Origin of the sequence: uncultured Stenotrophomonas sp. (genome assembly GCF_963519125.1) — a bacterium.
Taxonomy (GTDB): domain Bacteria; phylum Pseudomonadota; class Gammaproteobacteria; order Xanthomonadales; family Xanthomonadaceae; genus Stenotrophomonas.
The window spans coordinates 327,677-352,367 of record NZ_CAUQLJ010000001.1 but is presented as its reverse complement, the minus strand read 5'-3'; the positions used below and the strand labels follow the sequence as shown (position 1 = coordinate 352,367).

General features: G+C 65.5%; 18 protein-coding genes. 7 read left to right on the top strand and 11 right to left on the bottom strand.

The features are described 5' to 3' along the window. Positions 1-295: 295 nt before the first annotated feature. On the top strand, positions 296-937 hold the full coding sequence (locus tag RYM47_RS01455; RefSeq protein ID WP_315385580.1) for a hypothetical protein: 642 nt from the start codon (positions 296-298) through the stop codon (positions 935-937). 90 nt (positions 938-1,027) lie between these two features. On the opposite strand, the gene RYM47_RS01450 is transcribed toward RYM47_RS01455, so the two are convergent. Beyond that, a complete protein-coding gene (locus RYM47_RS01450) occupies positions 1,028-1,249 on the bottom strand; it encodes a hypothetical protein (RefSeq protein WP_315385578.1) in 222 nt (73 codons plus the stop codon). Between the two features lie 155 nt (positions 1,250-1,404). After that, positions 1,405-1,845 carry a hypothetical protein gene (locus RYM47_RS01445; RefSeq protein WP_315385577.1) on the bottom strand — a complete coding sequence of 147 codons (441 nt, stop codon included), beginning with the start codon at positions 1,843-1,845 and terminating at the stop codon, positions 1,405-1,407. 318 nt (positions 1,846-2,163) lie between these two features. Here RYM47_RS01445 and RYM47_RS01440 point away from each other — a divergent pair, with 318 nt between their 5' ends. Continuing rightward, a complete protein-coding gene (locus tag RYM47_RS01440; protein ID WP_315385576.1) occupies positions 2,164-3,723 on the top strand; it encodes an MASE1 domain-containing protein in 1,560 nt (519 codons plus the stop codon). Between the two features lie 69 nt (positions 3,724-3,792). On the opposite strand, the gene RYM47_RS01435 is transcribed toward RYM47_RS01440, so the two are convergent. Then, entirely contained in the window at positions 3,793-6,321 is a 2,529-nt protein-coding gene (locus RYM47_RS01435; protein ID WP_315385574.1) for an exo 1,3/1,4-beta-D-glucan glucohydrolase, read from the bottom strand. A gap of 286 nt (positions 6,322-6,607) precedes the next feature. On the opposite strand from RYM47_RS01435, the gene RYM47_RS01430 reads away from it, so the two are divergent. Beyond that, positions 6,608-7,615 carry a LacI family DNA-binding transcriptional regulator gene (locus tag RYM47_RS01430; RefSeq protein WP_315385573.1) on the top strand — a complete coding sequence of 336 codons (1,008 nt, stop codon included), beginning with the start codon at positions 6,608-6,610 and terminating at the stop codon, positions 7,613-7,615. A gap of 4 nt (positions 7,616-7,619) precedes the next feature. Here the strand turns inward: RYM47_RS01430 and RYM47_RS01425 are convergent, their stop codons facing one another. Then, positions 7,620-8,891, bottom strand: a complete 1,272-nt coding sequence (locus tag RYM47_RS01425) for a sugar MFS transporter (protein WP_315385572.1) — start codon at positions 8,889-8,891, stop codon at positions 7,620-7,622. A 418-nt stretch (positions 8,892-9,309) separates the two neighbouring features. Here RYM47_RS01425 and RYM47_RS01420 point away from each other — a divergent pair, with 418 nt between their 5' ends. The 3 genes from RYM47_RS01420 to RYM47_RS01410 all read left to right on the top strand — a co-directional run bounded on the left by RYM47_RS01420 (position 9,310) and on the right by RYM47_RS01410 (position 15,066). After that, positions 9,310-12,318, top strand: a complete 3,009-nt coding sequence (locus tag RYM47_RS01420) for a TonB-dependent receptor (RefSeq protein ID WP_315385571.1) — start codon at positions 9,310-9,312, stop codon at positions 12,316-12,318. 64 nt (positions 12,319-12,382) lie between these two features. Beyond that, on the top strand, positions 12,383-13,399 hold the full coding sequence (locus tag RYM47_RS01415; protein ID WP_315385570.1) for a cupin-like domain-containing protein: 1,017 nt from the start codon (positions 12,383-12,385) through the stop codon (positions 13,397-13,399). Between the two features lie 80 nt (positions 13,400-13,479). Then, the gene (locus RYM47_RS01410; protein WP_315385569.1) at positions 13,480-15,066 is read left to right on the top strand and encodes a sensor domain-containing diguanylate cyclase; all 1,587 of its coding nucleotides are present in this window, start codon (positions 13,480-13,482) and stop codon (positions 15,064-15,066) included. Here RYM47_RS01410 and RYM47_RS01405 read toward each other — a convergent pair whose 3' ends face one another. The 6 genes from RYM47_RS01405 to RYM47_RS01380 all read right to left on the bottom strand — a co-directional run bounded on the left by RYM47_RS01405 (position 15,067) and on the right by RYM47_RS01380 (position 22,210). Further along, the gene (locus RYM47_RS01405; RefSeq protein ID WP_315385568.1) at positions 15,067-15,936 is read right to left on the bottom strand and encodes an energy transducer TonB; all 870 of its coding nucleotides are present in this window, start codon (positions 15,934-15,936) and stop codon (positions 15,067-15,069) included. It lies immediately after the preceding gene. A gap of 94 nt (positions 15,937-16,030) precedes the next feature. Further along, on the bottom strand, positions 16,031-16,906 hold the full coding sequence (locus tag RYM47_RS01400; protein ID WP_315385566.1) for an energy transducer TonB: 876 nt from the start codon (positions 16,904-16,906) through the stop codon (positions 16,031-16,033). A 57-nt stretch (positions 16,907-16,963) separates the two neighbouring features. Next, entirely contained in the window at positions 16,964-18,700 is a 1,737-nt protein-coding gene (gene aceK / locus RYM47_RS01395) for a bifunctional isocitrate dehydrogenase kinase/phosphatase (RefSeq protein ID WP_315385565.1), read from the bottom strand. 291 nt (positions 18,701-18,991) lie between these two features. Then, positions 18,992-21,217 (bottom strand): NADP-dependent isocitrate dehydrogenase, encoded by a 2,226-nt coding sequence (locus tag RYM47_RS01390; protein ID WP_315385563.1) that lies wholly within the window; start codon positions 21,215-21,217, stop codon positions 18,992-18,994. Between the two features lie 155 nt (positions 21,218-21,372). Beyond that, a complete protein-coding gene (locus RYM47_RS01385) occupies positions 21,373-21,870 on the bottom strand; it encodes a hypothetical protein (protein WP_315385561.1) in 498 nt (165 codons plus the stop codon). 43 nt (positions 21,871-21,913) lie between these two features. Further along, positions 21,914-22,210, bottom strand: a complete 297-nt coding sequence (locus RYM47_RS01380) for a LysM peptidoglycan-binding domain-containing protein (protein WP_315385560.1) — start codon at positions 22,208-22,210, stop codon at positions 21,914-21,916. Positions 22,211-22,352: 142 nt separating this feature from the next. Here RYM47_RS01380 and queF point away from each other — a divergent pair, with 142 nt between their 5' ends. Then, entirely contained in the window at positions 22,353-23,171 is an 819-nt protein-coding gene (queF, locus tag RYM47_RS01375; protein ID WP_315385559.1) for an NADPH-dependent 7-cyano-7-deazaguanine reductase QueF, read from the top strand. On the opposite strand, the gene RYM47_RS01370 is transcribed toward queF, so the two are convergent. Further along, the gene (locus tag RYM47_RS01370; RefSeq protein WP_315385558.1) at positions 23,172-24,485 is read right to left on the bottom strand and encodes a M20 family metallopeptidase; all 1,314 of its coding nucleotides are present in this window, start codon (positions 24,483-24,485) and stop codon (positions 23,172-23,174) included. Between the last annotated feature and the right edge of the window lie 206 nt (positions 24,486-24,691).

Below are 24,691 nucleotides of genomic sequence, written 5' to 3'. Positions count from 1 at the left end.
GACAAGATGAAGAACACCAAGTCCAACGACGAGTTCTTCGGTTCGATGAAGCGCTGATTGGCGCGGGTATCGGCACAGAGAGGGCCCCGCATTGCGGGGCCTTTTTTTGTCTTTGCACCAAGGGAATCGGGGTCGTGCTGGCAAGGGCCTGCGGAGTAGAAGCAGCACTGCGATCCGCCGCCTATAGAGATAGTGAAGGGCTGGGGGATGAATGGAGTTTCGCCCGGTTGTAACATCCAGATCGGTGACTTTTCCGTAGCCAAGTTATCAGCCCCCCAACCATTGGCCGAAGTAGATGAAAACCCGTTATCACAACGCCATGTTGCTTTTGGGAATCTCCGCCAGCTTGACCGGCTGCGGGCTGTCGTTCTTCCCCGACAGCTCCCGTGACATGGAAGTACTCGCGAGCCAGGATGTTGCCTGTGAGCCTCCATCCATTGAGATTGTGATGGATTGGGGAATCAACGGCGTTTCATCCGGCTGCTACATCCAGGTCGGAGGCGTCGCCGCAGCCAGGGACGGTCACGTCTACCTGAGAGGCCAGTACTTGAACGGACAGAGGACCGGTACGTGGCGATGGTTGACTTCTGATGGGGGACTGTTGAAGGAGTCCACCTACGACCAGAGCAATATGGAGAACCAGCATTCCAACTTGTATGTGGAGGGCACGGATATCGAGGCGTTCCTTCGCCAAGGGCGCGACAGCCAGTTCGAAATACTCGACAGAGAACCTATCGAGTGCACTCCACCTGCTGTCAAGATGCTACGACCGTGGGAGGGTGGGAGTTCGGTCGGGTGCTACATCAGTCACGGCACCTTCCTCGCCGTCGAGGGAAGCCACTTACAGTTCCGCGGGCAGTACGCCAATGGGACACAATCAGGGGCGTGGTACTACTACGACGAGACGGGTCGCGTGTCTCACACCGTGAAATACTGAGGAAGTTCCTATCGCTGGCGGTGAAAAACCTACAGAACTACGGAATGACCAGTACCCCGATCCCACCCCACGGTCACTGGCAGATGAGACTCAGGGACGCATGCGATCCAGCAGTGGGCCAAAGTGGAGTGAACCCGGCGCTGCCACCGGGTCCAGCGGAGCCTCCGCTGCCACTTCCACGTTGTCGACCTGGGCCTCCTCCTGCCCGGCCGTCCCATCCCCCCGTTCGAACCCGATCCCCGCCCTGATCATCGTCGACACCGCGACCAGGATGAGCAGCGACAGCCCACCCAGCACATGCATCAGTGTCACATCGATCTCCCCGCGCCTGTGTAGCCCACACACTAGCGATCACGCGAAAAGCATCCTCTGCAACAACTCCCATTTTTGTGGCAATCCCGACACAAACTGTCGGTACAGCCGAGCTCTGCCCGGCTCCACCTCGAAGCCGATTCGCGCGTGCCCCCTTACGTGGGATCCCCTAAGCGCTGCACCGACCAAACAGCCTCACCGTCAACGACGTATCTCACGATCATGAACTCCGGGCTCCGATAGACAATCGCCGATGGCGCCTCCGCTGGAATCACGAGTCGTTTGGTGGGAAGAGATGCGCGGAAAGGAGTTATACCTGCCGGAAGTGCCCAGAAGACGTCATCCACCCTAGCGATGATCATATGTACCTGGCCGGCAAGATCATTTACCTGGTAGTACGAGATTCCCTCGCGCTCGAACTGGTAAACCAACCAGTTGCGGTCTTGGCTCACATTGGCCGCCAGCGGAGATGACTGCCCGAGCCCAAACGACTGCAGCTCATTGCCATGATGGTCACTTAGTTGAGCCATTGCTGACACCGGCAACACTGCCAACAGCAGCGCAGGCAACGCAGTACGGGCGAAACGTAACTTCACTTCAACCTCCAGAAAGCGACGGCAATGGCGCCTCGTGCAGCCTATCGGCCAATCCCATGATTGCCGCTGATACTTTTCCGAATCCCACATGCATTCGTTACTGTTTCGCCCTTGGCCGTGATGCACTTCTCCATACAAAGCTGACCCGCGTCACCGACAGAGCGTGATGTCGAACAACCTCGCTCGCGGCTGCATCCTCGTATCTTTCCTATAATTCAAAACGGCCATTGCACTGCACTGAGTTCACCGATACCGTCCCGCCTCGACTCGCTTTTGAACGAGCTGGTGACGAGTCGCGAACTTGAATGGAGAACAAGCATGCAAATGGCATGGTGGAAGCATGGGCTGCAATTCAACTTCCGCATCCACCCACTCGGACTTTGCCTCGCCATTGGCTACGCATTTGCGTACTGGTCTGCGCGCCAGCTCTCACTGGATCAGTTCTACCTTCCGGCAGGTGTACGAGTTGCAGCGCTTCTACTGAGCCCGCCCAGGTTCTGGCCCTACCTCCTCCTTGGCGAGTATTTCTACTTCGGCGTCGCGAGGTACCCGCTCGTCGACAAGCATGGGATCACGTGGGTCATTCTCGGCTCCGCATTGCTGATGCCGACGGTGATGTTGATCATGAGCACCTGTCACAGGTTCCTGGCCGCCACCACTGAGCTCTGGCTGATGTGTGTCGCGGGAGCCTCGACGATTGCCGTAACGGGTTTGAACCTTCTTCTTGCGCACCTGTTCTGGCCAACACCACCCGCTGCGAGCCTGGGTACGGACCTGGTTCGATTTCTGGTCGGGGACTTCATTGGCGTGCTCACGATCGCGCCACTTGCTCTGCTTTGGGTCAAGCGAAAAGCCTCTGCCCCTCCAAGGCGGGAGCTGCTCGTACCGACGTCCATCGCGCTCGTCCTGATGGCGATCATTGGATTCGCTGCGGTCTGGATACCTACCGAATCGGGTTCGGAGAAGACGAGCATGCTGTTGCTGCTCGCCCTGCCGGCCATCGCGCTTACCTGCATGCACGGGTGGCAAGGTGCAGCCGTCGGTGTCCCGATATGGAGCCTGGCCGTCAGGCTCACCATGCCTGCCTCGGGAATGGCCGACAGTTTCGATCCAGCCGCGTTTTCGGTACAGCAGAATCTTGCGGTAGTCGGAGGTGCATTACTGGCTGTGGGCGCTTGTCTCTCCCATCACTACCGGCAATCCAAGGCCAGTCAGCTGGACAGTGAGAGGGCGCTATCCCACACGCGCTCTGCATTCATATCAGCGGAGCAGGACCTGCGCACCAGGGCCCTCGACATCCGGCAGCTTGAAGAGAGCTTCGATGCGTCGCTCTGCAGCGTCGCAGAGGGTCTCAGAGTCGATGGACACGAGGCATTGGCGGGCGGGCTGTTGAAGGTCACCACCCTGCACTCCCGCAAGGTGCGCGAACAGGTGACGATGGTGTATCCCACGTCTCTTGAGCATGTGGGCCTCTACCTTGCTCTGCAGATCGGAGGCATCAATGAAGTTTGGAAGTCGACGGAGCGGGTGGCAGCCCATCAGCTCCTTGGTGACCCTTGCCGTCTGAGTATCGACCTTCAGCTTTCTGCCTACAGATTGATCCAGGACGCCGCCACTCTGCTCCTGCAGAAGGAGCCGGGGCAGATCCGGATCCGTGCACGCTGCGGGAGCGCAAAGGGCAACACGGGCATCCTCATTACCGTCGGGACTGTCGACGCGGGACATGGACTCTCCACCTGCACGGAACGCCTGGCAGTCGAACAGCTTTCTGGTCGTGCAACCGCGTATGGCGGGACGGTGGGGTGCCGGGGGAATCGTATCCGAATGCTGCTGATCGAGCCCGGGACGGAAGAGGTGCGCTGGAAGAATTGGGCGTAGAGCCGGGCTCTGCCCGGCTTCACGGAGCGCAGGAGCGGCCGGGCAGAGCCCGGCGCTACGGAACCCAGTCTACCGGCAGTCCACCACACCTTCTGCCTTGCCGGCCTTCGCTGCTACGCGCACCTGGGTGAACGCCGCTGCGAACGGCTTGTCGGCGCTGACCACGAACGGTGCTTCCACCGCGCCCAGGTCTACCCCTTTGCTGGCGAAGCAGGCCAGCGGGATGGTCACGGTGCGCTTCTGGCCCGGTTGCAGCGCGGCCAGCGTCGGCGCGATGTCTACGCCGCCCTCGCAGCCGGTGCCGCATTGCATGGTCACCTTTACCGCCGACGCCGGCTGGTGCTGCACCATCACGTCGAACTGCAGCGCGCCGTTGCTGCGCGCCAGCGCGCTCAGGTTCCGCCGCGAGGTGCTGCGTGCGATCAGCTGTGCCGGCGCCAGCCAGTTCACTTCGCGCGCGTCCTGCTGGGTGTTGATCTGCACGGTGCGCACTTCAACCACCGGCTTTTCCTTCGGCCAGCGCAGGCTGGCGTTGAGGTCGTTGCCGAGCGGCTGGGTGGCGCCGTTGGCAGCGATGTGCAGCGAGAACGGCGCGGTGTCCAAGCGGTTGAAGATCGGCAGGGTGGTCACCTCGCCGCAATGGTCGGCGTTGACCTCCGGCAGGCGGGCGACCTGTGCCGGCTGCGCATAGCTCAGGCCGTAACCGAAATTGAACAGGGGCGGCCGCTTCGGGTCCGGGCGGTCGATCGGCGCCGGGCACGGCACGCCCGGCCACGGGAAGCTCAGCCGGCCGGTGAAGTCATGCACTGCCTTGCCGTCCTTGCCGGCCACCAGTACGTCGGTGATGCCCTTGCCTTCGGAACCCGGCAACCACGCGGCCACGAACGCCTGCGAAAGGTTGAGCAGGTCGTTGGTGTACATCGGACGGCCGGAGAAGTACACGGTGACCACCGGCTTGCCGCTGGCGGCCGCCGCCTTCAGCACGGCCAGGTCCTTGGGCTGCGCGCGGCTGTGGCTGACCGTGTCCGAGGCGAGGATGTCGCCGTTGGTTTCGGCGTACGGCGTTTCGCCGATCACCGCCACCACCACGTCGAACTGCGCGGCGTCGATGCTTCTCGCGTCGGCATTGAATACGACCTGCTCCGCGCCCAGTTCGGCGCGCAGCGCGCCCAGCACCGAGTCGGCGTTGGGGAAGTCGGCATTGGTGTTCTCGGTGCCCTGCCAGGTCAGCGACCAGCCACCGGCCTGGTTGGAGAGGTTGTCCGCGCTTTCACCGACCACCAGCACCCGGGCGTTGCGCTTGAGCGGCAGCACCTTGTCCTGGTTCTTCAACAGCACCAGCGATTCGCGCACCGCTTCGCGCGCCAGCTCGCGGTGCTGCACGGCCGCGCTGTCGCCGGCGAACTGGCTGTCCGACGGCTTGTGGTCGAACAGGCCGGCACGCAGCTTGACCCGCAGGATGCGGGTCACCGCGTCGTCGATGCGCGCCATCGGGATTTCGCCACTCTCAACCTGCGCCATGGTGTTGGCGATGAACGCCTTCCAGTCGTCCGGCACCATCACCATGTCGATGCCGGCATTGATTGCCTGCGCACAGCTGTCGTTGCGGCACCCGGGCACCTGCGCGATGCCGTTCCAGTCGGACACCACGAAGCCATCGAAGCCCATCTTGTCCTTCAACGCGCTGGTGAGCAGCGCTTCGCTGCCGTGCATCTTGCCGTAGTCCACGCCGCCGGCGCGGTCGTTCCAGCTGTTGAACGAGGCCATCACGGTCTGCACGCCTTCGCCCAGCGCACCGAAGTAGCCTTGGCCGTGCACGTTGATCATGGTCGCCTTGTCGACCGTAGCTTCGCCCTGGTCGCGGCCGTTGTCGGTGGCGCCATCGCCGATGTAGTGCTTGGCCGTGGCCACCACGTTGCCGTCGGCTGTGAAGCGGCCCTGCGCGCCCTTGACGTACGCCGTGGCGAACTCGCGCACCACCGCCGGGTCGGAAGAGAAGCTTTCGTAGGTACGCCCCCAGCGTGGGTCGTGCGCGACCGCCAGGGTGGGCGCGAACACCCAGCCGATGCCGGTGGCGCGGGTGGCGGTGCCGGTGGCCGCGCCGATGCGTTCGATCAACGCGGCATCGCGGGTCGCGCCCAGGCCAATGTTGTGCGGGAACAGCGTGGCGCCATGGACGTTGCTGTGGCCGTGCACCGCGTCGGTGCCCCAGATCACCGGCACCTGGGTGCGCGCATCGGTGGACAGCGACGCCGCGTGATAGGCGTCGGCGAGCTTGACCCAGTCGGCCACGGTGGCGTGCTTGTCCATGCCCGGCCACGAACCGCCGCCGTTGAGCACCGAGCCGATGTAGTACGTGCGCACCTGCTCCGGGGTGATCTGCTTGATCTCCGGCTGGGTCATCTGCCCGATCTTCTGGGCCAGCGTCATCTGGCCCACGATGGTGCGCACGCGGGCTTCAATGGCCGGGTCGGCGGCGATGGCGCTGCTCACCCGGGGCCAGTCCTGCAGCCGTTCGGCGGCGAAGGCGGCAGGGGCCTGTGCGGCCAAAGCCGTCAGTACACATAGGGCAAGAACGGTCTTCCGGGCGCTGCTCACGGACATCTACCTCCAAAGAAAATGACGGGTGCGGGTGCGGATCGCGGCCGGTCCGGCGCCTCCGCTGACAGCGCTGTCATATAAGCCGGGCGTGGCCCTGTCAACCATTTGCGCGCGGCAATGTCCTGCCCTCACCGTGGCTGCTGGGCTGGCGCTGTCCGCGTGCGATGTCTGCGGGCCATTGCTGTTGCAACGCCGCATGGATTTGAATGACCGTGCACGAGTGCCCCGCGTCATGGCACCATCCGCTGCGGCCGACCGGCGCTTCCAGAGGAACCATCGCACCATGCGTAGTCGTATCGAAGATGTCGCGGCGGTTGCGGGCGTTTCGATCAAGACCGTCTCGCGCGTGCTCAACCATGAGCCCAACGTGCGCGAGGAGACGCGCGAGCGCGTGCTCGCGGCGGTGACGCGGCTGGGCTACAAGCCCAACCTCTCCGCTCGCAGCCTGGCCGGGCAGCGTTCGTATGCGCTGGCGCTGGTGTACAACAATCCTTCGCGCAATTACCTGATGGAAATCCAGAACGGCATGCTGGAAGCCTGCCATGCGCATCACTACAACCTGATCCTGGGTCCGGTCGGCATCGGTCGGCGTACCCTGCCCGACCTGTCGGCGCTGTTCGAGAACTCGCGGCCCGATGGGGTGGTGCTGATTCCCCCGCTGACCGATGACGCGGTGGTGCTGGCCTACCTGGAAGAAAACGAGATCCCGTTCGCCAGCATCGCGCCGCGCCACCCCGAGGGCATCATCGGCGTGCGCATGGACGAAACCACCGCCGTGGTGGAGCTGATCGGTCACCTGGTCAAGCAGGGCCATCGGCGCATCGGGCACATCAAGGGTCCGCGTGCGCACGGCGCCTGCCAATGGCGCCTGGCCGGTTACCGGCAGGCGTTGCGTGAAGCAGGGATCGAATTCGATCCCAGCCTGGTGGTGAACGGTCAGTTCTCGTTCGAGTCCGGGATCGACGCCGCCAACGCGCTGCTCGACCTGCCCGAACCGCCCACCGCGATCTTCGCGGCCAACGACGACATGGCTGCCGCCGTGTTCCGCGTGGCGGGCCAGCGTGGACTGCGCGTACCGCGCGACCTCTCGGTGTGCGGCTTCGACGACACGCCGATTGCCGGGCACATCTACCCGGCGTTGACCACCGTGCGCCAGCCCACCGACACGATGGGGCGGATCGCCACCGAACAGCTGATCGAACGGATCCGCTCGGCCGGCGCCGGCCGCATGGTCACAGTGGACCATGCGGTGCTGGTGCGTGAGTCCACCCACGCACCGCGCAGGCGCTGATCGCTCAGCCCGCCCGGCGCGAACCGCGCCATGCGTAGAACACGATGAACAGGTAGCACAGCAGGGGCAGCAGGAACGACGCCTGCAGGCCGTACTGGTCGGCCAGCCAGCCGACCGCCAGCGGAACCACCGCACCGCCGACGATCGCCATCACCAGCAGGCTGGAACCTTGTCCGGTCAGCGGGCCCAGTCCGCCGATGGCCAGCGCGAAGATGGTCGGGAACATGATCGAGTTGAACAGGCCCACGCTGACCACGCTCCACTTGGCAAGGTTCCCGGTGCCCAGCATGGTGACCGCCAGCAGGCCCATCACGATCAACGCAAAGATCCCCAGAAGGCGGCGCGGATCGAACTTCGCCAGCAGGAAGGTGCCCACCAGACGGCCGACCAGCGCGCCGCCCCAATACAGCGATACGTAGTGCGTGGCCTGCTGTTCGGTAAGACCCTCGCCGATGCCGGGCATGGACAGGAAGTTGACCAGCACACTGCCGATCGACACCTCCGCGCCCACGTAGAAGAAGATCGCCAGCACACCGAACGCCAGGTGCTTGTGACGCAGCGCCTGGCCAAGGGTGCCCTGCTGCTTGTTGTCCTCCACGCCGGCAATGCTGGGCAGCCGGAACATCCAGATCGCTGCGGCCAGCACGAACAGCGCAATCGCCAGCCCGAAGTACGGCAGCTGCACCGACTGCGCTTCGGCAGCGCGGTAGGCCAGCGCTTCGGCCTGCGGCAGCAGCGCCAGCTGTTCGGCACTGCGCGGCTCGGCGGCCAGGATCAGCAGGCCGCCGAACAGTGGCGCGATGGTGGTGCCCACCGCGTTCATCGACTGCGCCAGTGTCAGCCGGCTGGAACTGGTCTGCTCCGGGCCCAGCAGCGCCACGTATGGATTGGCCGCCACCTGCAGCACGGTGATGCCGGTGGCCAGCACGAACAGCGCGCCCAGGAACAGGCCATACACATGCAGCGCGGCGGCCGGCCAGAACAGCAGCGCACCGACGCCGGCAATGGCCAGGCCGGCCACGATGCCACGCTTGTAACCTACGGCCGCAACCAGCCGCCCTGCAGGCAACGACATCAGGAAGTACGCGCCGAAGAACGTGAACTGGATCAGCATCGCCTGCACCCAGGTCAAGGAAAACGCGGCCTTGAGATGCGGAATCAGGATGTCGTTGAGGCAGGTGATGAAGCCCCACATGAAGAAGATGGCCGTGACCACGGCCAGGGCCGTGCGCGTGCTCTGTACGTGGTGCCCGCGAACCGCGGTGGAAGTGTCCATTGCGTGTCCTTCTGAAGGAAATGCCAGCCATGCGGCGGCCAGACATGGAACCCGCTCGGCACGCGATTGTCCAGCGCTGTCAGACAATCGGCCAAAACACGCGACAGCGCTGTCAGCGAGCACGCGATCACGGTTTGCGCAGTTCCTTTCTGCACTGCACAACGAGCAGGCGGGACGCGATCAGGTGAGGGATGTCCCACTGAAAACCGCCCGGAGGGCATGTGCAGCAACGTTTTCAGCTGCTACCCACGGCGACTTTGCACGCGCGGGTGCGCTGGCGGCGGGCCATGCAACAGGAGGTTGCATGGCAGTTTGTTGACAACGCTGTCAGGCGTGGGCCCAATCCGCCCACATCGTTGTTGAATCGTGCCAGACACCGTAGGACTGCCATTACCGATTTCCCTGGGGAGGGAGCGCAATGAAGACGTACAAGGCTGTACCCCGCAAGGCAATGCTCACTTCCGCGCTGCTCGCCGTGCTGGCCGGGCCGGCGTGGGCCCAGGACACCAGCCGCGACGGCGCTGCGTCGTCCTCGCAGGGGCTCGACCCGGCCACCCTGGACACGGTGCAGGTCACCGGTATCCGCGGCAGCCTCACCTCGTCCATGAACCTCAAGCGCGACAGCCAGGGCGTGGTCGACGGCATCGTCGCCGAAGACATCGGCAAGTTCCCCGACACCAACCTGGCCGAATCGCTGCAGCGCATCAGCGGCGTGTCGATCGACCGCACCTCCAGCGGCGAAGGCTCCAAGGTCACCGTGCGCGGCATCGGCCCCGACTTCAACCTGGTGCTCCTCAATGGTCGCCAGATGCCGGCCTCCAACCTCGGCAACGGCGGTGGCGGCCTGTCCGGCTCGCGCTCGTTCGACTTCGCCAACATTGCCTCCGAGTCGATCTCGGCGGTGGAAGTGTTCAAGACCACGCGTGCCGACAATCCCACTGGCGGCATCGGCGCCACCATCAACGTCAAGACCCTGCGTCCGCTGGAAGCGGCGCCGGTGGTCAGCGTGGGCCTGAAGGCGGTCAACGACACCTCCAACGACAACCTGCCGCGCACCCTGAAGGGTTCGGACTTCACTGGCGAGATGTCGGGCATCTTCAGCGACACCTACGCCGACGGCCGTTTCGGCGTGATGCTGAGCGGCAGCTACCAGGAGCGCGACTCCGGCTTCAACCAGGCCACCGTGGCCGAAGGCTGGGCCACGTTCGAGGGCGACAACACCACCGACTGGCGCGTGCTGCCGCAGCCTGGCCAGGACTATGCCGACCGCATCCAGAACCGCCCGGGCCCGAACGATGTGTACGGTCGTCCACAGAACACCGCCTACAACGTCAACGGCGTGCAGCGCCAGCGCACCAACGGCCAGGCCACCCTGCAGTGGAAGCCGGTCGACAACGTGACCACCACGCTGGACTACACCTATGTGGAAAACAAGGTGCAGCAACAGCGCAGCGAACTGTCGGTGTGGTTCAACTACGGCCCGGGCGACAGCATCTGGACCAACGGTCCGGTCGCCGCGCCGATCATCTACAGCGAAGACATGGTCAATTCGGACGTGTCGATGGGTGGCGCGCAGCTGGCCACCAAGAACACGCTGGACTCGCTGGGCTTCAACGTGGAGTGGGAAGTCAACGATGCGTTGACCCTGAACTTCGACGCGCACAACTCCACCGGCGAGTCGCAGCCGGACAGCCCGTATGGTTCGGCCGGCGTGCTCGGCGTGGCCGCGTTCGTGCGCGGCAAGACCACGGTGGACTACAGCGGCGACCTGCCGATCATCAACATCGCGCTGCCGCCGGGCGGCGTGCAGGCGGCCGATGCGCTGGTCACCGGTTCGGTGTTCCAGAACAGCTACAACAAGTCCGAGGTGGAACAGTACCAGGGGCGCGGTACCTTCAAGTTCGCCGATTACTCGGCCCTGGACTTCGGCGTCGGCTACACCGACGTCAAGAACCGCTCGGCCTCGGCGATCATGCAGCGCAATACCTGGGGTGGACTGGGTACGCCGGCCGACTACGATGACAGCATCTGGTACGCCGACGACATGGCGAAGTACTTCGATGCCTTCTCCGGGCACAGCGACCCGCGCCTGACCGGCCAGTTCCTGGTGTTCGACTTCGACCGGCTGATCAACCGCGCCGCCCAGGTCGGCACCGCCTCCGACCCGGCCTGCCCGACCTGCTACGTGGCCCCTACCGAATACTCGCAGGACATCCGCACCAACGAAAAGTCCAAGAGCGCGTTCCTGCAGTACCGCACCACCTTCGACTGGTCGATGCCGTTGAACGTGGCGGTCGGCGTGCGCTACGAACAGACCGACGTGGACTCCACCGCGATGGTGCGCGTGCCGAACGGGATCAGCTGGAGCTCGGCCAACGAGCTGAACATCGACTACGCGAGCGAGAGCGGCTTCATCAGCGACAGCGGCAAGTACGACTACGTGCTGCCCAACCTGGACCTGAAGCTGGACATCAGCGATGCGCTGGCACTGCGCGGCAGCTACAGCCGCAGCCTGGGCCGCGCGGGGTGGGACCAGATCCAGAGCGGGCAGTCGCTGGCTGACATCGTGCGTACCCAGGGCGGCAGCGGGTCGCGCGGCAACCCGGCGCTGGAACCGCTGCTGTCGGACAACTTCGACCTGTCGCTGGAGTGGTACTACGGTGAGTCCAGCTACGCCTCGGTGGGCTTCTTCCGCAAGAACATCAAGAACTTCATCAGCAACACCATCGTCCGCGAGAACACCGGCGACCTGCACACGCCGGTCGGGGGCGCGTACTGGAATGCGGCGCTGGCGGCGGGCTGCGGCGTGTCCGACATGCCGTGCATCCGCGATTACATCTTCACCAACTTCAACGGCCAGCCCGGCGTAACCGCCACCGGCACCAACTCGGCCGGCCAGCTCACCGGCACCATCGTCGGCCAGCCCGGCGACCCGATCGCCGGGTTCGACATCACCCTGCCGGCCAACCAGCGTTCGGACCATCTCGATGGCTGGGAAATCGCCGTGCAGCACCTGTTCGGGCAGTCCGGCTTCGGTCTGGCCGCCAACTACACCAAGGTGAAGTCGGGGCTGACCTTCGACAACCTGAGCCTGGGCGACCAGTACCCGATGGTCGGGCTGAGCGACTCGGCCAACCTGGTGGCCTTCTACGACAAGAACAGCTGGCAGATCCGTGCGGCCTACAACTGGCGCGACAAGTTCCTCAACGGCATCGGCGGCCAGGGTCCGAACCCGAACTACACCGACGACTACGGCCAGCTCGACCTCAACATCAGCTATGCGGTCAACGAGCAGCTGTCGCTGAGCGTGGAGGCGATCAACCTTACCGACGAGACCATGCGCACCTACGCGCGCCACACCAACATGCTGCGCTACGCCACCCAGACCGGCCCGCGCTACATGTTCGGCGTCCGCTACAAGTTCTAAGGCCCACAGGCGGTCTGGCGGGTCTACACTCGCCAGACCGTCCCTGCCCCGCAAGCGACCCGCCATGCCTGCTACGCCCGGCCCGATCGACGAAGTCCGCGACCTCGACCGCAGCCAGCTGGCGGCGCTGCTGCCCACCTGGACCACGCCCAAAGTCATTCGCGGGCTGGTCGGCGATTGGCCGATGGTGGCCGCCGCACGTGCCTCTGCCGACGCCGCCGTTGCCCATCTCAAGCAGTACGACCACGGCACCCTGCCAGTGACCGCGACCACCGCCCCGCCCGAAGCGCAGGGGCGGATCTTCTACAACGCGGACATGAGCGGTTTCAATTTCCGCCGTGAGCAGATTCCTCTCAAGGTCGTGCTCGACACCCTCCTCAAGTACCGCAGCAGCTCTGCCGCGCCCACCATCTACGTGGCCTCGACCACGCTGGACAGCTTCCTGCCCGGCTTTCGCCAGGACAACCCGCTCGAACTTGGCGTGGACGATCCGCTGGCCAGCATCTGGATCGGCAACCGTTCGCGCATTGCCGCCCACCACGACGTACCGGACAACCTGGCCTGCGTGGCCGCGGGCCGCCGCCAGGTCACGCTGTTCCCGCCCGACCAGGTTGGCAATCTCTATGTGGGCCCTCTTGATTTCACCCCGGCCGGCCAGGCGGTGAGCCTGGTCGACTTCGCTGCGCCGGACCTGGACCGTTACCCGCGCTTCGAGCGGGCCTTGGCAAGTGCCCAGGTCGCCGAGCTGGGCCCGGGCGATGCGGTGTTCATTCCCTCGCTGTGGTGGCACCACATGGAGGGGCTGGACGACTTCAACGTGCTGGTGAACTACTGGTGGCGCCCGGTGCCGGCCTGGTCCGACGCACCGATGAATGCCCTGATGCTCTCGCTGCTGGCCTTGCGCACGCTGCCACCGGCTCAGCGTCGACACTGGCGGGCGATGTTCGACCACTATGTGTTCGCGGCGGGCGCGGACGCCACTGCGCACATTCCCGAGCACGCGCGCGGGGTGCTCGGTCCGCTGGACGAGGCGATGGCGGCCAACGTACGCAGCGTCCTGCGCAAACGGTTGGACCGGTAGTCCTGGCGGTTACCCATCGACCGGCGAATCCGTGATAATCCGCGCCGTGATCGATCGTCACTCTGCCGGTAGCCCTGTCCATGCCTTTGCTGTCGTCCCGCCTCAATCTGGGCAAGCTGATCCTGGCGCTTGCGCTGCTCAGCGCGCTGGTCGCCCTGGCCAACACCCTGCATGCCAGTTACCGCGTCCAGCGTGAGCAGCTGATCGGCACCACGCTGGAGTCCAACCGGGTCTACGCCAGCAAGCTGGCCGAGAGTACCCAGAACTTCGTGCTCTCGGCCCAGCAGCAGCTGGCCTACGCCGCCACCGAGCTGGGCAGGCAGAACCATGACCGCGCCGGACTTGAAGCCTACGCCGCGCGCCTGCAGCTGCAGACCAACAGCTTCAATTCGGTGCTGATCGTGGACCCGGCCGGCACGGTGCTGGCCACCTCGCCGCTGAGCCTGGCGCTCACCGGCATAACGCTCAAGAGCCAGGGCAACAGCGAAGCACTGAAACGTCGCGAGCCGTACATCAGCGATCCCTACCAGTCGGCCACCGGGCGCCTGCTGGTGGCGATCTCACACCCCATCTTCGACGCACAGGGCGAGTACCGCGGTTACGTCAGTGGCACCATCTACCTCCGCGAACGCAGCATCCTGCAGAGCCTGCTTGGCAAGCACTACTACCGCGACGGTTCTTACCTGTACGTGGTCGATCGCAACGGCCGCATCCTGTACCACATCGAGCCGTCCCGGGTGGGGCAGTTCGCGCTGGAGAATCCAGCAGTCAAGGCCGTGAGCCAGGGCCACTCGGGGGCGCAGGAAGTGCGCAACAGCCATGGCGTGCTGATGCTCGCCGGCTACGCGCCGGTGCCCAGCGTCGGTTGGGGCGTGGTGGCGCAGCGCCCCACCGCCGCCACCCTGGCCCCGTTGTCGCGGCTGATGAAGGCAGTGATCTGGAATGCCATTCCACTGGGCGTGCTGTCGCTGCTGGTCACCTGGTGGTTCGCGCGGCGCATTTCGCTGCCGCTGTGGCAGATGGCGCGCAACGTGCAGAACCGCGACACCGGCATCGCCATCCGCCATGTCAGCGGCATCCGCGCGTGGTACTACGAGGCCGCTCACCTCAAGCAGGCGCTGCTGTACAGCTTCAACCTGCTGCAGGACCGCATCGGCAAGCTCAGCCGCGCCAGCATGACCGACCCGCTCACCGGCCTGCAGAATCGCCGTGGCCTGCAGGAAGGGCTGGAAGACTGGCAGGCGCGCGGGCAGCCGTTCGGCATCGTCGCGCTGGACATCGACCGCTTCAAGACCATCAACGACCGCTTCGGCCACGCCGTGGGCGACGCGGTGATCCTGCGCATCGCACAGATCATGCGCGACGACTCGCGCGACACCGACCTGCTGTGCCGCAACGGCGGTGAGGAATTCCTGATCCTGCTGCCGGGCATCGACGTCGCGGCCAGCGCGGCCATCGCCGAGCGCCTGCGCCTGCAGGTGGAAGCGGAGGTGTTCGACGAGGTGGGTACGGTGACGGTGTCGCTGGGCGTGGCCCACTACCCCAGCTACCACGAAGACCCGCACCAGGCGCTGCGCCTGGCCGACAAGGCCCTGTACATGGCCAAGGAACAGGGCCGCAACCGCACCGTGGTGTACCCGGCGCCGGACGGCCCGGCGCAGGGGTAATCAACCGCCCAGAGGGGTGAGCAGGCGCGGCCCGTTGTCGGCATCGGCCATGTAGACGCCGCCGGCGGGCAGCAGGCCGGCCAGGTCTTTTTCGCCCTGTTCGGCCGTACGCCACGAGGCCTTCGCACGCGGGCCGGGAATGTAGACGTTCCACTTCCCGTAAGCGCGATTGACCTCATTGAAGTCGTAGCTCACCGGCACGCGTACCGTCCAGAACGGCTCGTCCACGGCGTCGCCGGTGGTGGGCGCACGGAAGGTCCAGCGGCGTGCGGTGTTCACGCTCTGCCGCGCAAAGGCCTCGCGCAGCTTCTGCATGCGGCGTTCATCGCCCACCACGCGCAGGTTGACCTGCTCGGCGATCACGTCCATCACCTTGCCGTCCCGGCCCACCTGGACCAGCAGCATCACATCGCCACTGCCCCCAAGGTCCTGGGCCAGCGACGGAAACACAGGCCGCGGCAGCGCCACGCTGGTGACGTGGTCGGTGCTGGTCTGGTCGTACTCGCCAAAGTTGGCCGCATCCAGCGTCACCCTGTCGTTGCCATCCACGCCGGGTTGGGCCAGCAGACGAATCGACACCTGCGTGCGCGCATGCACTGGCTTGCCATCACGCACGATCGGTTCGAAGCGCCAGGTCTTTACGGAGCGGTCGACGAAGTCCGCCATGTTGGCGGGCACCTTCTCACGCTGGTCGAGAGTGAACCCCTCAACCTCGCCTTCCAGGCCGATGTTGATCTGGCCGGTCAACACCATGCTGCCTTCGGCGGTCCTGCGGACTTCCGCATGCGTCCGCGCTGCGGCAGGCAGTGTTGCGGCAAGCAGGCCGCCGCCTGCAGCGAGCGCCAACGCCAGACAGAGTGAACTACGCATTGCACTTCTCCTTGTGAGCGACCGGACAAGGCTAGCCCGCCGGTACGCCCGTTGCCAATCCATCTGCTCTATCAACGATCGGACTGATCGGCCGTCAACCGCCCAGCGGGGTCAGCAGGCGCGGACCGTCATCGAGGTCGGCCATGTAGATGCCGCCATCGGCCAGCAGGTCCGGCGCGGCATTCGCATCTGCCCGGGCCTTGCTGAACGGCGCGCGCTCGTGCGGGCCCGGAATATAGGCTTCCCATACGCCGTAGCGGTCCATGCGGGACACGCCCATCGAGTAACGCACCGGCACGCGCACGTTCCACGACTCTGCGTCCTTGGCAGCGCCGGTAGTCGGTGGGCGGAAGGTCCAGGTCCGCGCAGCGGTTTCAGAGGCACGCGCGAGCGAGTCGCGCATGGCACGCATCTGCCGTTCCTTGCCGACCACGTGCAGGTTGACCTGCTCGGTGAACACATCGGCCACGCTGCCATCGCGTGCCACCTTGAGCAGCATCAACACATCACCACGGCCGCGCATCGCGGCCACGTCCTTCGGGTAGACCGGTGCGGGCCGGGCGACGATGGTGACCCGGCTGGTGTCATTCGGATCGTACTTGGCGAAACTGGCGCCGGTTACGCGTACCTGCGCGCCGTCGCCGCTCGGGTCAGGCTGCTGCACCAGGCGCAGGATGACCGGGGTCTGGGTCGACACCGCAGCACCGTCCACGCGCATCGGCTCGAAACGCCATGCCTGCACCTGGCGGGTAACGAATGCGGCCAGGTCGGCCGGCACCTTGTCGGCATGCGACAGCGCAAAGCCGGTCACCTGCCCTTCGCTGCCGATATCGATCGTGCCGCCCAGCGTCATGCTGGCTTCGGCGGTCTGCCGCACTTCGCGTGCGTTCTGTGCGGCAGTGTCACTGCTCGCGACCAGCCCGCTGCCGCCGAAGGCGAGGGCAACGGCCAGAAGGGGGGAATAGCGCATCTCACCTGCTCCTTGTGATGAACCCCGAGGGTACCCCACCCGTGTGTCAGGAGGAAATCACGCCAGCCGGTGGGTGTCCGCGTATGGCAGGGTGTCGGGATGATCCCCCGCCGCGAAACGGGCCTGCAGCCCCTGCCACCACAGCGGATCGAACAGGTGCGCATGGTGTTCGCGGACCGCTGCCAATTCGACGGCGGGCAGCCCCATGAACGGCGCGAACCGCTCAGGAAACACATCGCGCGGGCCTACATGGAACCACGGCTCGTCGGCCATCGCTTCATCGGCATTGCGGGGTTGCGGCCACGCGCGGAACACGCAGTCGCTGACCAGGCACAGCTCGTCGTAGTCGTAGAACACCGCGCGTCCATGCCGCGAAACCCCGAAATTCTTCGGCAACATGTCGCCGGGGAAGATGTTGTTGCGCGCCATGTCGGTGATCGCCTGCGCGTAATCCAATGCCGCTGCACGGCGCGCGTCGGCGGTCTGCTCGCGCAGGTACAGGTTGAGCGGGCGGAAGCGCCGCTGCACGTAGCACAACGCAATCACCAGGCTGTCGCCTTCTTCGCGCACGCTGGCGGCGCACTGGGTGAGCAGCTCCTCGCGCAGCGCCGCGGAGAAGCGCGATTTCGGGAAGCGCAGGTGGCGGTAGGGCTGCGCGTCCAGCAGCCGGCCCACGCGGTCCAGGTTGAACACCAGGGCGTACTTCTCTTCCACCTGGTGGCGGGTCATGCTCTTGGGCCAGGCGAAGCGATCACGGATCAGCTTGAACACCAGCGGATAGCTGGGCAGGGTGAACACCGCCATGACCATGCCGGGCGTGCCTTCGGCGTGCACCAGCTGTTCGTCGGGGTGGTCCAGGAAGTGACGGAAGAAGGTGCGGTAGCGTTCGGTTTTGCCCTGCTTGGCACGGCCCAGCACGGTGTAGATTTCATCGATGGGCTTGGCCGGAAGCAGGCTGCGCAGGAACACCACCGCGTCGCCCACCGTGGCCAGGTCGGCCTGGAAGTAGCTGCGCGACACACCGAACAGGTGCGCCACGTCACGGCGACGGGTCAGCACCGCCTCGGCACGCAGGCCGGCGCCGTCGTTGACGAGTGCTATCACGCACGGCGAAAAGCGGTGCTCGCCGAACACCCGCCCAACCAGATAGGCACGGCGCTCACGGTAGAACACGGTGTCGAGCAGTTCGATGCTGCGCACCGGATGCGTACCCCAATGCTGCAGGTCATCCTGCAGGCGCACTGCGATCGCGGCGGCACAGCGGAGCTGGTGCGCGTACGGCACCTCGAAACGATAGTCGCCCAGCACCCGCATGAACGCCTCCACCGGGCGCGTGGTGGACACCGCATAGGTGTGCCGTGCGACCGGATGGGTGATGGCATCGGACGGTTCAACGTCCAGCGCCATGAACTCAACGTCGGGATCCACGCCTTCGGTGGCGAACAGGCGTCGCGCCAACGTGTTGTAGAAGGTCTTGTACAGCTCGGCGTCGATCAGCCCGCCGACCAGACCGGCGTACGCGGCGTGGACACGCAGCCAGAGGCTGCGCCTGCCTACCGCCTCGCCGGCGGCACGCCGCAGCGCATCCACGGTCTCGGCAATGCAGCGGTCGTACAGCCCGATACGCTCCACCGCGTCGCCCTGCGCACCGCTCCAGTCACGGGTTTCAAAGCGCATCCGCGCGCGCCGCGTGATGCTGGAAAAGCGCGCGTGATAGTCCTCGAATCCCACGCGTACCAGCAGGGCGAGGGACGCGGCCAGCGCAACTTCATCGTGGGAATCGGCAACAGGCATGCAGGGCAACCGGAAGGACCGGCGCCATTGTAGCGCCGGGCCCTGCCCGGGAATGTCGCCATTCCGGCCTGCACCGGCCACCGCACGGTGACCGGTGCACTCCAGGCCTCGATTCCAGGTCGAATGATGGCGGCAGGTCCAGGCGGGAAACGCCGATCACCGCCGGTACGTCGGCGGCGTGCTGGCGCAGCACCGCGATGTAGTCCTGCTGTCGGAAATGCGATTGCCAACAAAAAACCCGCGCCGGGGCGCGGGTTTTCCGTCGATCACCACAGTAGCGGGGGTCGAACCTTACAGCGCTGCCAGGGCCGCGTTGAAGGTCTCGCTCGGGCGCATCGCCTTGCTGGCCTTGGCCACGTCCGGGCGGTAGTAACCGCCGATGTCCACCGGCTTGCCCTGCGCGGCGATCAGCTCGGCCACGATGGCCTGCTCGTTGTCGGTCAGCGCCTTGGCCAGCGGGGCAAAGCGGGCCTTCAGCGCGGCGTCGTCATCCTGCGCGGCCAGGGCCTGGGCCCAGTACAGCGCGATGTAGAAGTGGCTGCCGCGGTTGTCGATGCCACCCAGCTTACGCGACGGCGACTTGTCGTTGTCCAGGAACTGGCCGTTGGCCTGGTCCAGGGTGCGTGCCAGCACGCTGGCACCGGCGTTGTCGTAGCGGTTGCCCAGGTGCTCCAGCGAAGCAGCCAGGGCCAGGAATTCACCCAGCGAATCCCAGCGCAGGTAGTCCTCTTCGACGAACTGCTGCACGTGCTTCGGGGCCGAACCACCGGCACCGGTCTCGAACAGGCCACCACCGGCCATCAGCGGCACGATCGACAGCATCTTGGCGCTGGTGCCCAGCTCCATGATCGGGAACAGATCGGTCAGGTAGTCGCGCAGCACGTTGCCGGTCACCGAGATGGTGTCCTCGCCCTTGCGGATGCGGTCCAGCGAGAACGCGGTCGCTTCCACCGGCGGCAGGATGCGGATGTCCAGGCCGTTGGTGTCGTGGTTCTTCAGGTACTGCTCGACCTTGGCGATGACCTGCGCGTCGTGGGCGCGGGCGGCATCCAGCCAGAACACGGCCGGGGTGCTGCTCAGGCGGGCGCGCTCGACGGCCAGCTTGACCCAGTCCTGGATCGGCGCGTCCTTGGTCTGGCACATGCGCCAGATGTCACCGGCTTCCACAGCGTGCTCGAACACCACGGTGCCGGCATCGTCGGTGACCTTGACCACGCCATCGGCAGCGATCTGGAAGGTCTTGTCGTGCGAGCCGTATTCTTCGGCTTTCTGCGCCATCAGGCCGACGTTCGGCACCGAGCCCATGGTGGCCGGGTCGAAGGCACCGTGCGCCTTGCAGTCGTCGATGACGGCCTGGTACACGCCGGCGTAGCAGCGGTCCGGAATGACCGCCTTGGTGTCCTGCAGCTTGCCTTCGGCATTCCACATCTTGCCGGAGTCGCGGATCATCGCCGGCATCGAGGCGTCGACGATCACGTCGCTCGGCACGTGCAGGTTGGTGATGCCCTTGTCCGAATTGACCATGGCCACGCCCGGACGCTGTGCGTACTCGGCAGCCAGGTCGGCTTCGATGGCGGCGCGGGTGGCTTCCGGCAGCGACGGCAGGCGCGCGGCTAGGTCACCGATGCCGTTGTTGGCATCGAAACCGGCCTGCTTCAGCACGTCGGCGTGCTTGGCCAGCACGTCCTTGTAGAACTCGTTGACGGCCACGCCGAACATGATCGGGTCGGAGACCTTCATCATGGTCGCCTTCAGGTGCAGCGAGAACAGCACGCCCTGGGCCTTGGCATCGGCGATCTGCTCAGCGATGAACGCGGCCAGCGCCTTGCGGCTCATCACGGCAGCATCGACGATCTCGCCCGCCTTGACCGCGGTCTTTTCCTTCAGCACGACGGTGCTGCCGTCGTTGCCGTGGAAGGTGATCTTCAGCGCACCGGCGTTGGCCAGGGTGGCCGACTTCTCGCTGCCGTAGAAATCACCGGCGGCCATGTGCGCGACGTGCGACTTCGAATCCGACGCCCAGGCGCCCATGCGGTGCGGGTGCTTGCGCGCGTAGTTCTTCACCGACAGCGGTGCACGGCGGTCGGAGTTGCCTTCGCGCAGCACCGGGTTCACCGCGCTGCCCTTGACCTTGTCGTAGCGCGCCTTGTAGTCGCGCTGCTGGTCGTCGGCCGGGGTTTCCGGGTAATCCGGCAGCGGGTAACCCTGGTCCTGCAGTTCCTTGATGGCCGCCTTCAGCTGCGGCACCGAGGCGGAGATGTTCGGCAGCTTGATGATGTTGGCGTCCGGGGTGGTCGCCAGCTGGCCCAGCTCGGCCAGGTGGTCGGCTTCCTTCTGGTCGTCCTTCAGGAAGTCCGGGAACAGCGCCAGGATGCGGCCGGACAGCGAGATATCACGGGTTTCCACGGCAATGCCGGCGGTGGCAGTGTAGGCCTCGACGATCGGCAGCAGCGACTGCGTCGCCAGGAACGGGGCTTCATCGGTAAGCGTGTACAGAATCTTGGGCGTGTTCGACATGGGGGTCTGATGCTCTCCGGGTAACCCCCTCATTGTCGCGATTTCGGACCCGGGGAGCAAAGCGGCGCCATACGCAAAGGTACTGGCCAATAAAAAAGACGCAGCCTCGCGGCTGCGTCCATCGTGAGCCCGTGCCGGGAGAGAGTCGGCGGGACTTACTTGACCTCGAACTCCTGCGGCGTTCCGGCCGCCTTACCATCTACCATGACTTCCGCGCGGTACTTGCCCGCCGGCCAGCCACTGGCATTCGTGAAGCTGATGTTGGTGGTCTCGGCACCGGTGGTGTTCAGTGCCTGGCTCTGTTCGCCCGCCACCTGGCCATCCTGGTAGGTCAACTTGGCGCCGACGTTGGCGTTGTTGGCAGTGCCGTCGGTGCGGATCGAGACGATGATGATGTCCTTCGGCCCGAACGACGCGGTCGGCGCAACCGATTTGTCGGCGGCGGCGGTCTTGCCCACGCTGACGGCGGAGACATTCACCGGCGCGGCCGCCGTCATCGGCTGCGGCGCGGCCGGTTCTGCCGGCGCCATCGCTACCGGCGCGGCCGGCTGGGCGTTGTTGTCGGCGGTGTCTTCCTTCTTCTTGCAGCCGGCCAGCGCGGCGGTGGCCAGCAGGGCGGCAAGAACGGCGGTACTGATGGACGTCTTCTTCATGGAATTCCTCCCTGGGAATAGGTAGCGTGCAGTTCGGGTGGGATCAGGATTTCGACGGAATCTTCAGGACCTGGCCGGGCTGGATCTTGTCCGGGTCGTCCAGGATGTCCTTGTTCGCCTCGAAAATGCGATTCCAGGCGTTCGCGTCGCCCAGCTCGTGCTTGGCGATCTTCGACAGCGAGTCGCCCTTCTGTACGGTATAGGTACTGCCCCCCACCTTTTCAGCCGTGGTGTCTACCGAGGCGGTCACGCCGGAGAAATCGGCCTTCTCCACCTTTTCTGCAGTGGTATCGACGCTGGCTTTGACACCGGAGAAATCGGCTTTCTTGTCGGTACTCATCCACGCGCTCCTTTCTGGATATGACAACCTGGATCGCACGGTGTCACAGGCCGTGTTAATGGGGCATGGCGCGGATGTGAAGGATTCGGGTGCTTTTCTGAACAGGGCCCGGGAGAGCGATTGCCCACGCTAAAATGGCCGCATGAATACCCCCCAGGACTCCAGCCTCGGTCGCGAGGTCGCTTACCCCTCCCAGTACGATCCCGCCCTGCTCTTCCCGATTCCCCGCCGCGCCGCGCGCGAAGAAATAGGAGTGGACGAGGCCAACCTGCCGTTCGTCGGCCACGACCGCTGGCAGGCGTATGAGCTGAGCTGGCTGGACCGGCGCGGCAAGCCACGGGTAGCGGTGGCGACGGTCAGCGTGCCGTGCACTTCGCCGAACCTGATCGAATCCAAGTCCTTCAAGCTGTACCTCAACTCGCTCAACAGCACGCGCTTCGACGACGACGACCAGGCCCGCCAGCGGATTGCCGGCGACCTGTCGGCCTGTGCCGGGGCGGTGGTGAACGTGGTGTTCGGGGTGCCGCCGCTGGTGGACGGGGCCGAGGGCGAGTCGCTGGACGAACTGGAGGTGGCGATCGAACGCTACGGCCCGCCCGCGCCGGAGTACCTGTCGGCCAATGCCGGCCAGGTAGTGACCGAGACCCTGAGCTCGGCCCTGCTCAAATCCAACTGCCCGGTCACCGGGCAGCCGGACTGGGCCACTGTGAGCGTGCGCTATCGCGGCCCGCGCATCGACCGCGAAGGCCTGCTGCGCTACCTGGTCAGCTACCGCGAACACGCAGAGTTCCACGAACAGTGCGTGGAACGGATATTCAACGAGATCACCCAGCGCTGCCAGCCGGAATGGCTGGAGGTGGAAGCGCGCTACACCCGCCGCGGCGGGCTGGACATCAACCCGTGGCGGGCCAGCGCCGGCATCGAAGCGCCGGCGCGGACGGTGCGGGAAATCCGCCAGTAATCAGGTTGCCGGCGCGTTGAGGAAGTCCAAAGACACCTGCAGCAGCGCCCGCAACCCCACATCCAGCGCTTTCTCGTCCAGCAGGAACTTCGGGGAATGGTTGGCCGGGGCGGTGGCCGGGTCGATGCCTTCGCTGGTCGAGCCCACAAAGAAGAACATGCCCGGCACCTGCTGGGCATACAGCGAGAAGTCTTCGGCGCCCATCTGCAGCGGCGGTTCGTACACGTTGGCCTCGCCCACCACGGCCTGCAGGCTGGGCAGCATGCGCGCGGTCAGCGCCGGGTCGTTGACCGTGGCGGGGTTGCCCTCGGCTTCGAAGATTTCGGTCTCCGCTTTCGCGCCATGCGCGGCGGCGGTGTGCTCGGCCACGTTGCGCAGGTCGGCGAAGATCTGCTGGCGCATGCCCTCGTCGAAGGTGCGGATGGTGCCGACCATTTCCACTTCATCAGGGATGATGTTGTAGCGGATGCCGCCCTTGATGGCGCCGAAGGACACCACGGCCGGCTGTTTGGAGATGTTGGAACGACGGCTGACGATGGTCTGCGCGGTGCCGACCAGGTCGGCGGTGGCCACGATCGGGTCGACCCCGTTCCACGGCGCCGAACCATGCGTCTGGCGGCCGATCACCTTGATCCCGAACCGGTCCGACGCGGCCATCAGCGGGCCGCCACGGACCGCGATCTGTCCGGCCTGGACGCTGGAGAACACATGCAGGCCGAACACCGCGTCCGGTTTGAAGTCGGCAAACAGGCCTTCCTTGAGCATCAGCGCGGCACCGCCCTCTTCCGGTGCCGGCGCGCCTTCCTCGGAGGGCTGGAAGATCAGCATCACTTCGCCGGGCAGGTTGGCCTTCATCTTGACCAGCGCGTCGGCCACGCCAAGCAGGGTCGCGGTGTGCGCGTCGTGGCCGCAGGCATGCATCACCCCGACCGTCTCGCCGCGGTAGGTGCTGGTGGCCTTGGAGGCGAACGGCAGCCCGGTCTGTTCGGTCACCGGCAGCGCGTCCATGTCGGCACGCAGGGCGATGCGTGGCCCGGGCTTGCCGCCCTTGATGATCGCGACGACACCATGGTGGGCAATGCCGGTCTTCGGCTTCAGGCCCATCGCACGCAGCTGTTCGGCGACCTTGGCGGCGGTGCGCTCCTCGCGGTTGGACAGTTCCGGGTGCTGGTGGAAGTCGCGGCGCCACTGCACCACCTGGGCCTGCAGGCGGGCCGCGGCGGCGGTGACTTCCGGGCGCTCGGCCGGGGCGGCGGCGGCCAGCGCGGGCGAGGCGAGCAGCAGGGCGGACAGCAACAGCGACAGACGGGGCATGCGGGTCTCCGAGGGGGTGCCAAAGGTCGATTAACCTGAATGTAGGGCATCCGTGTGGGTTGGGAAAGCCGACTGGGGTGGGCTTCTACCGCGAATATCCCCGTATCGGGGGAACCTCACGGGGCTGCGCGGGTCTGACCGCCCGTCCCATCCGTCATGCATTCAGGATCACGCCCGGCGGGTATCCTTCGTACCTGCCAACCGGG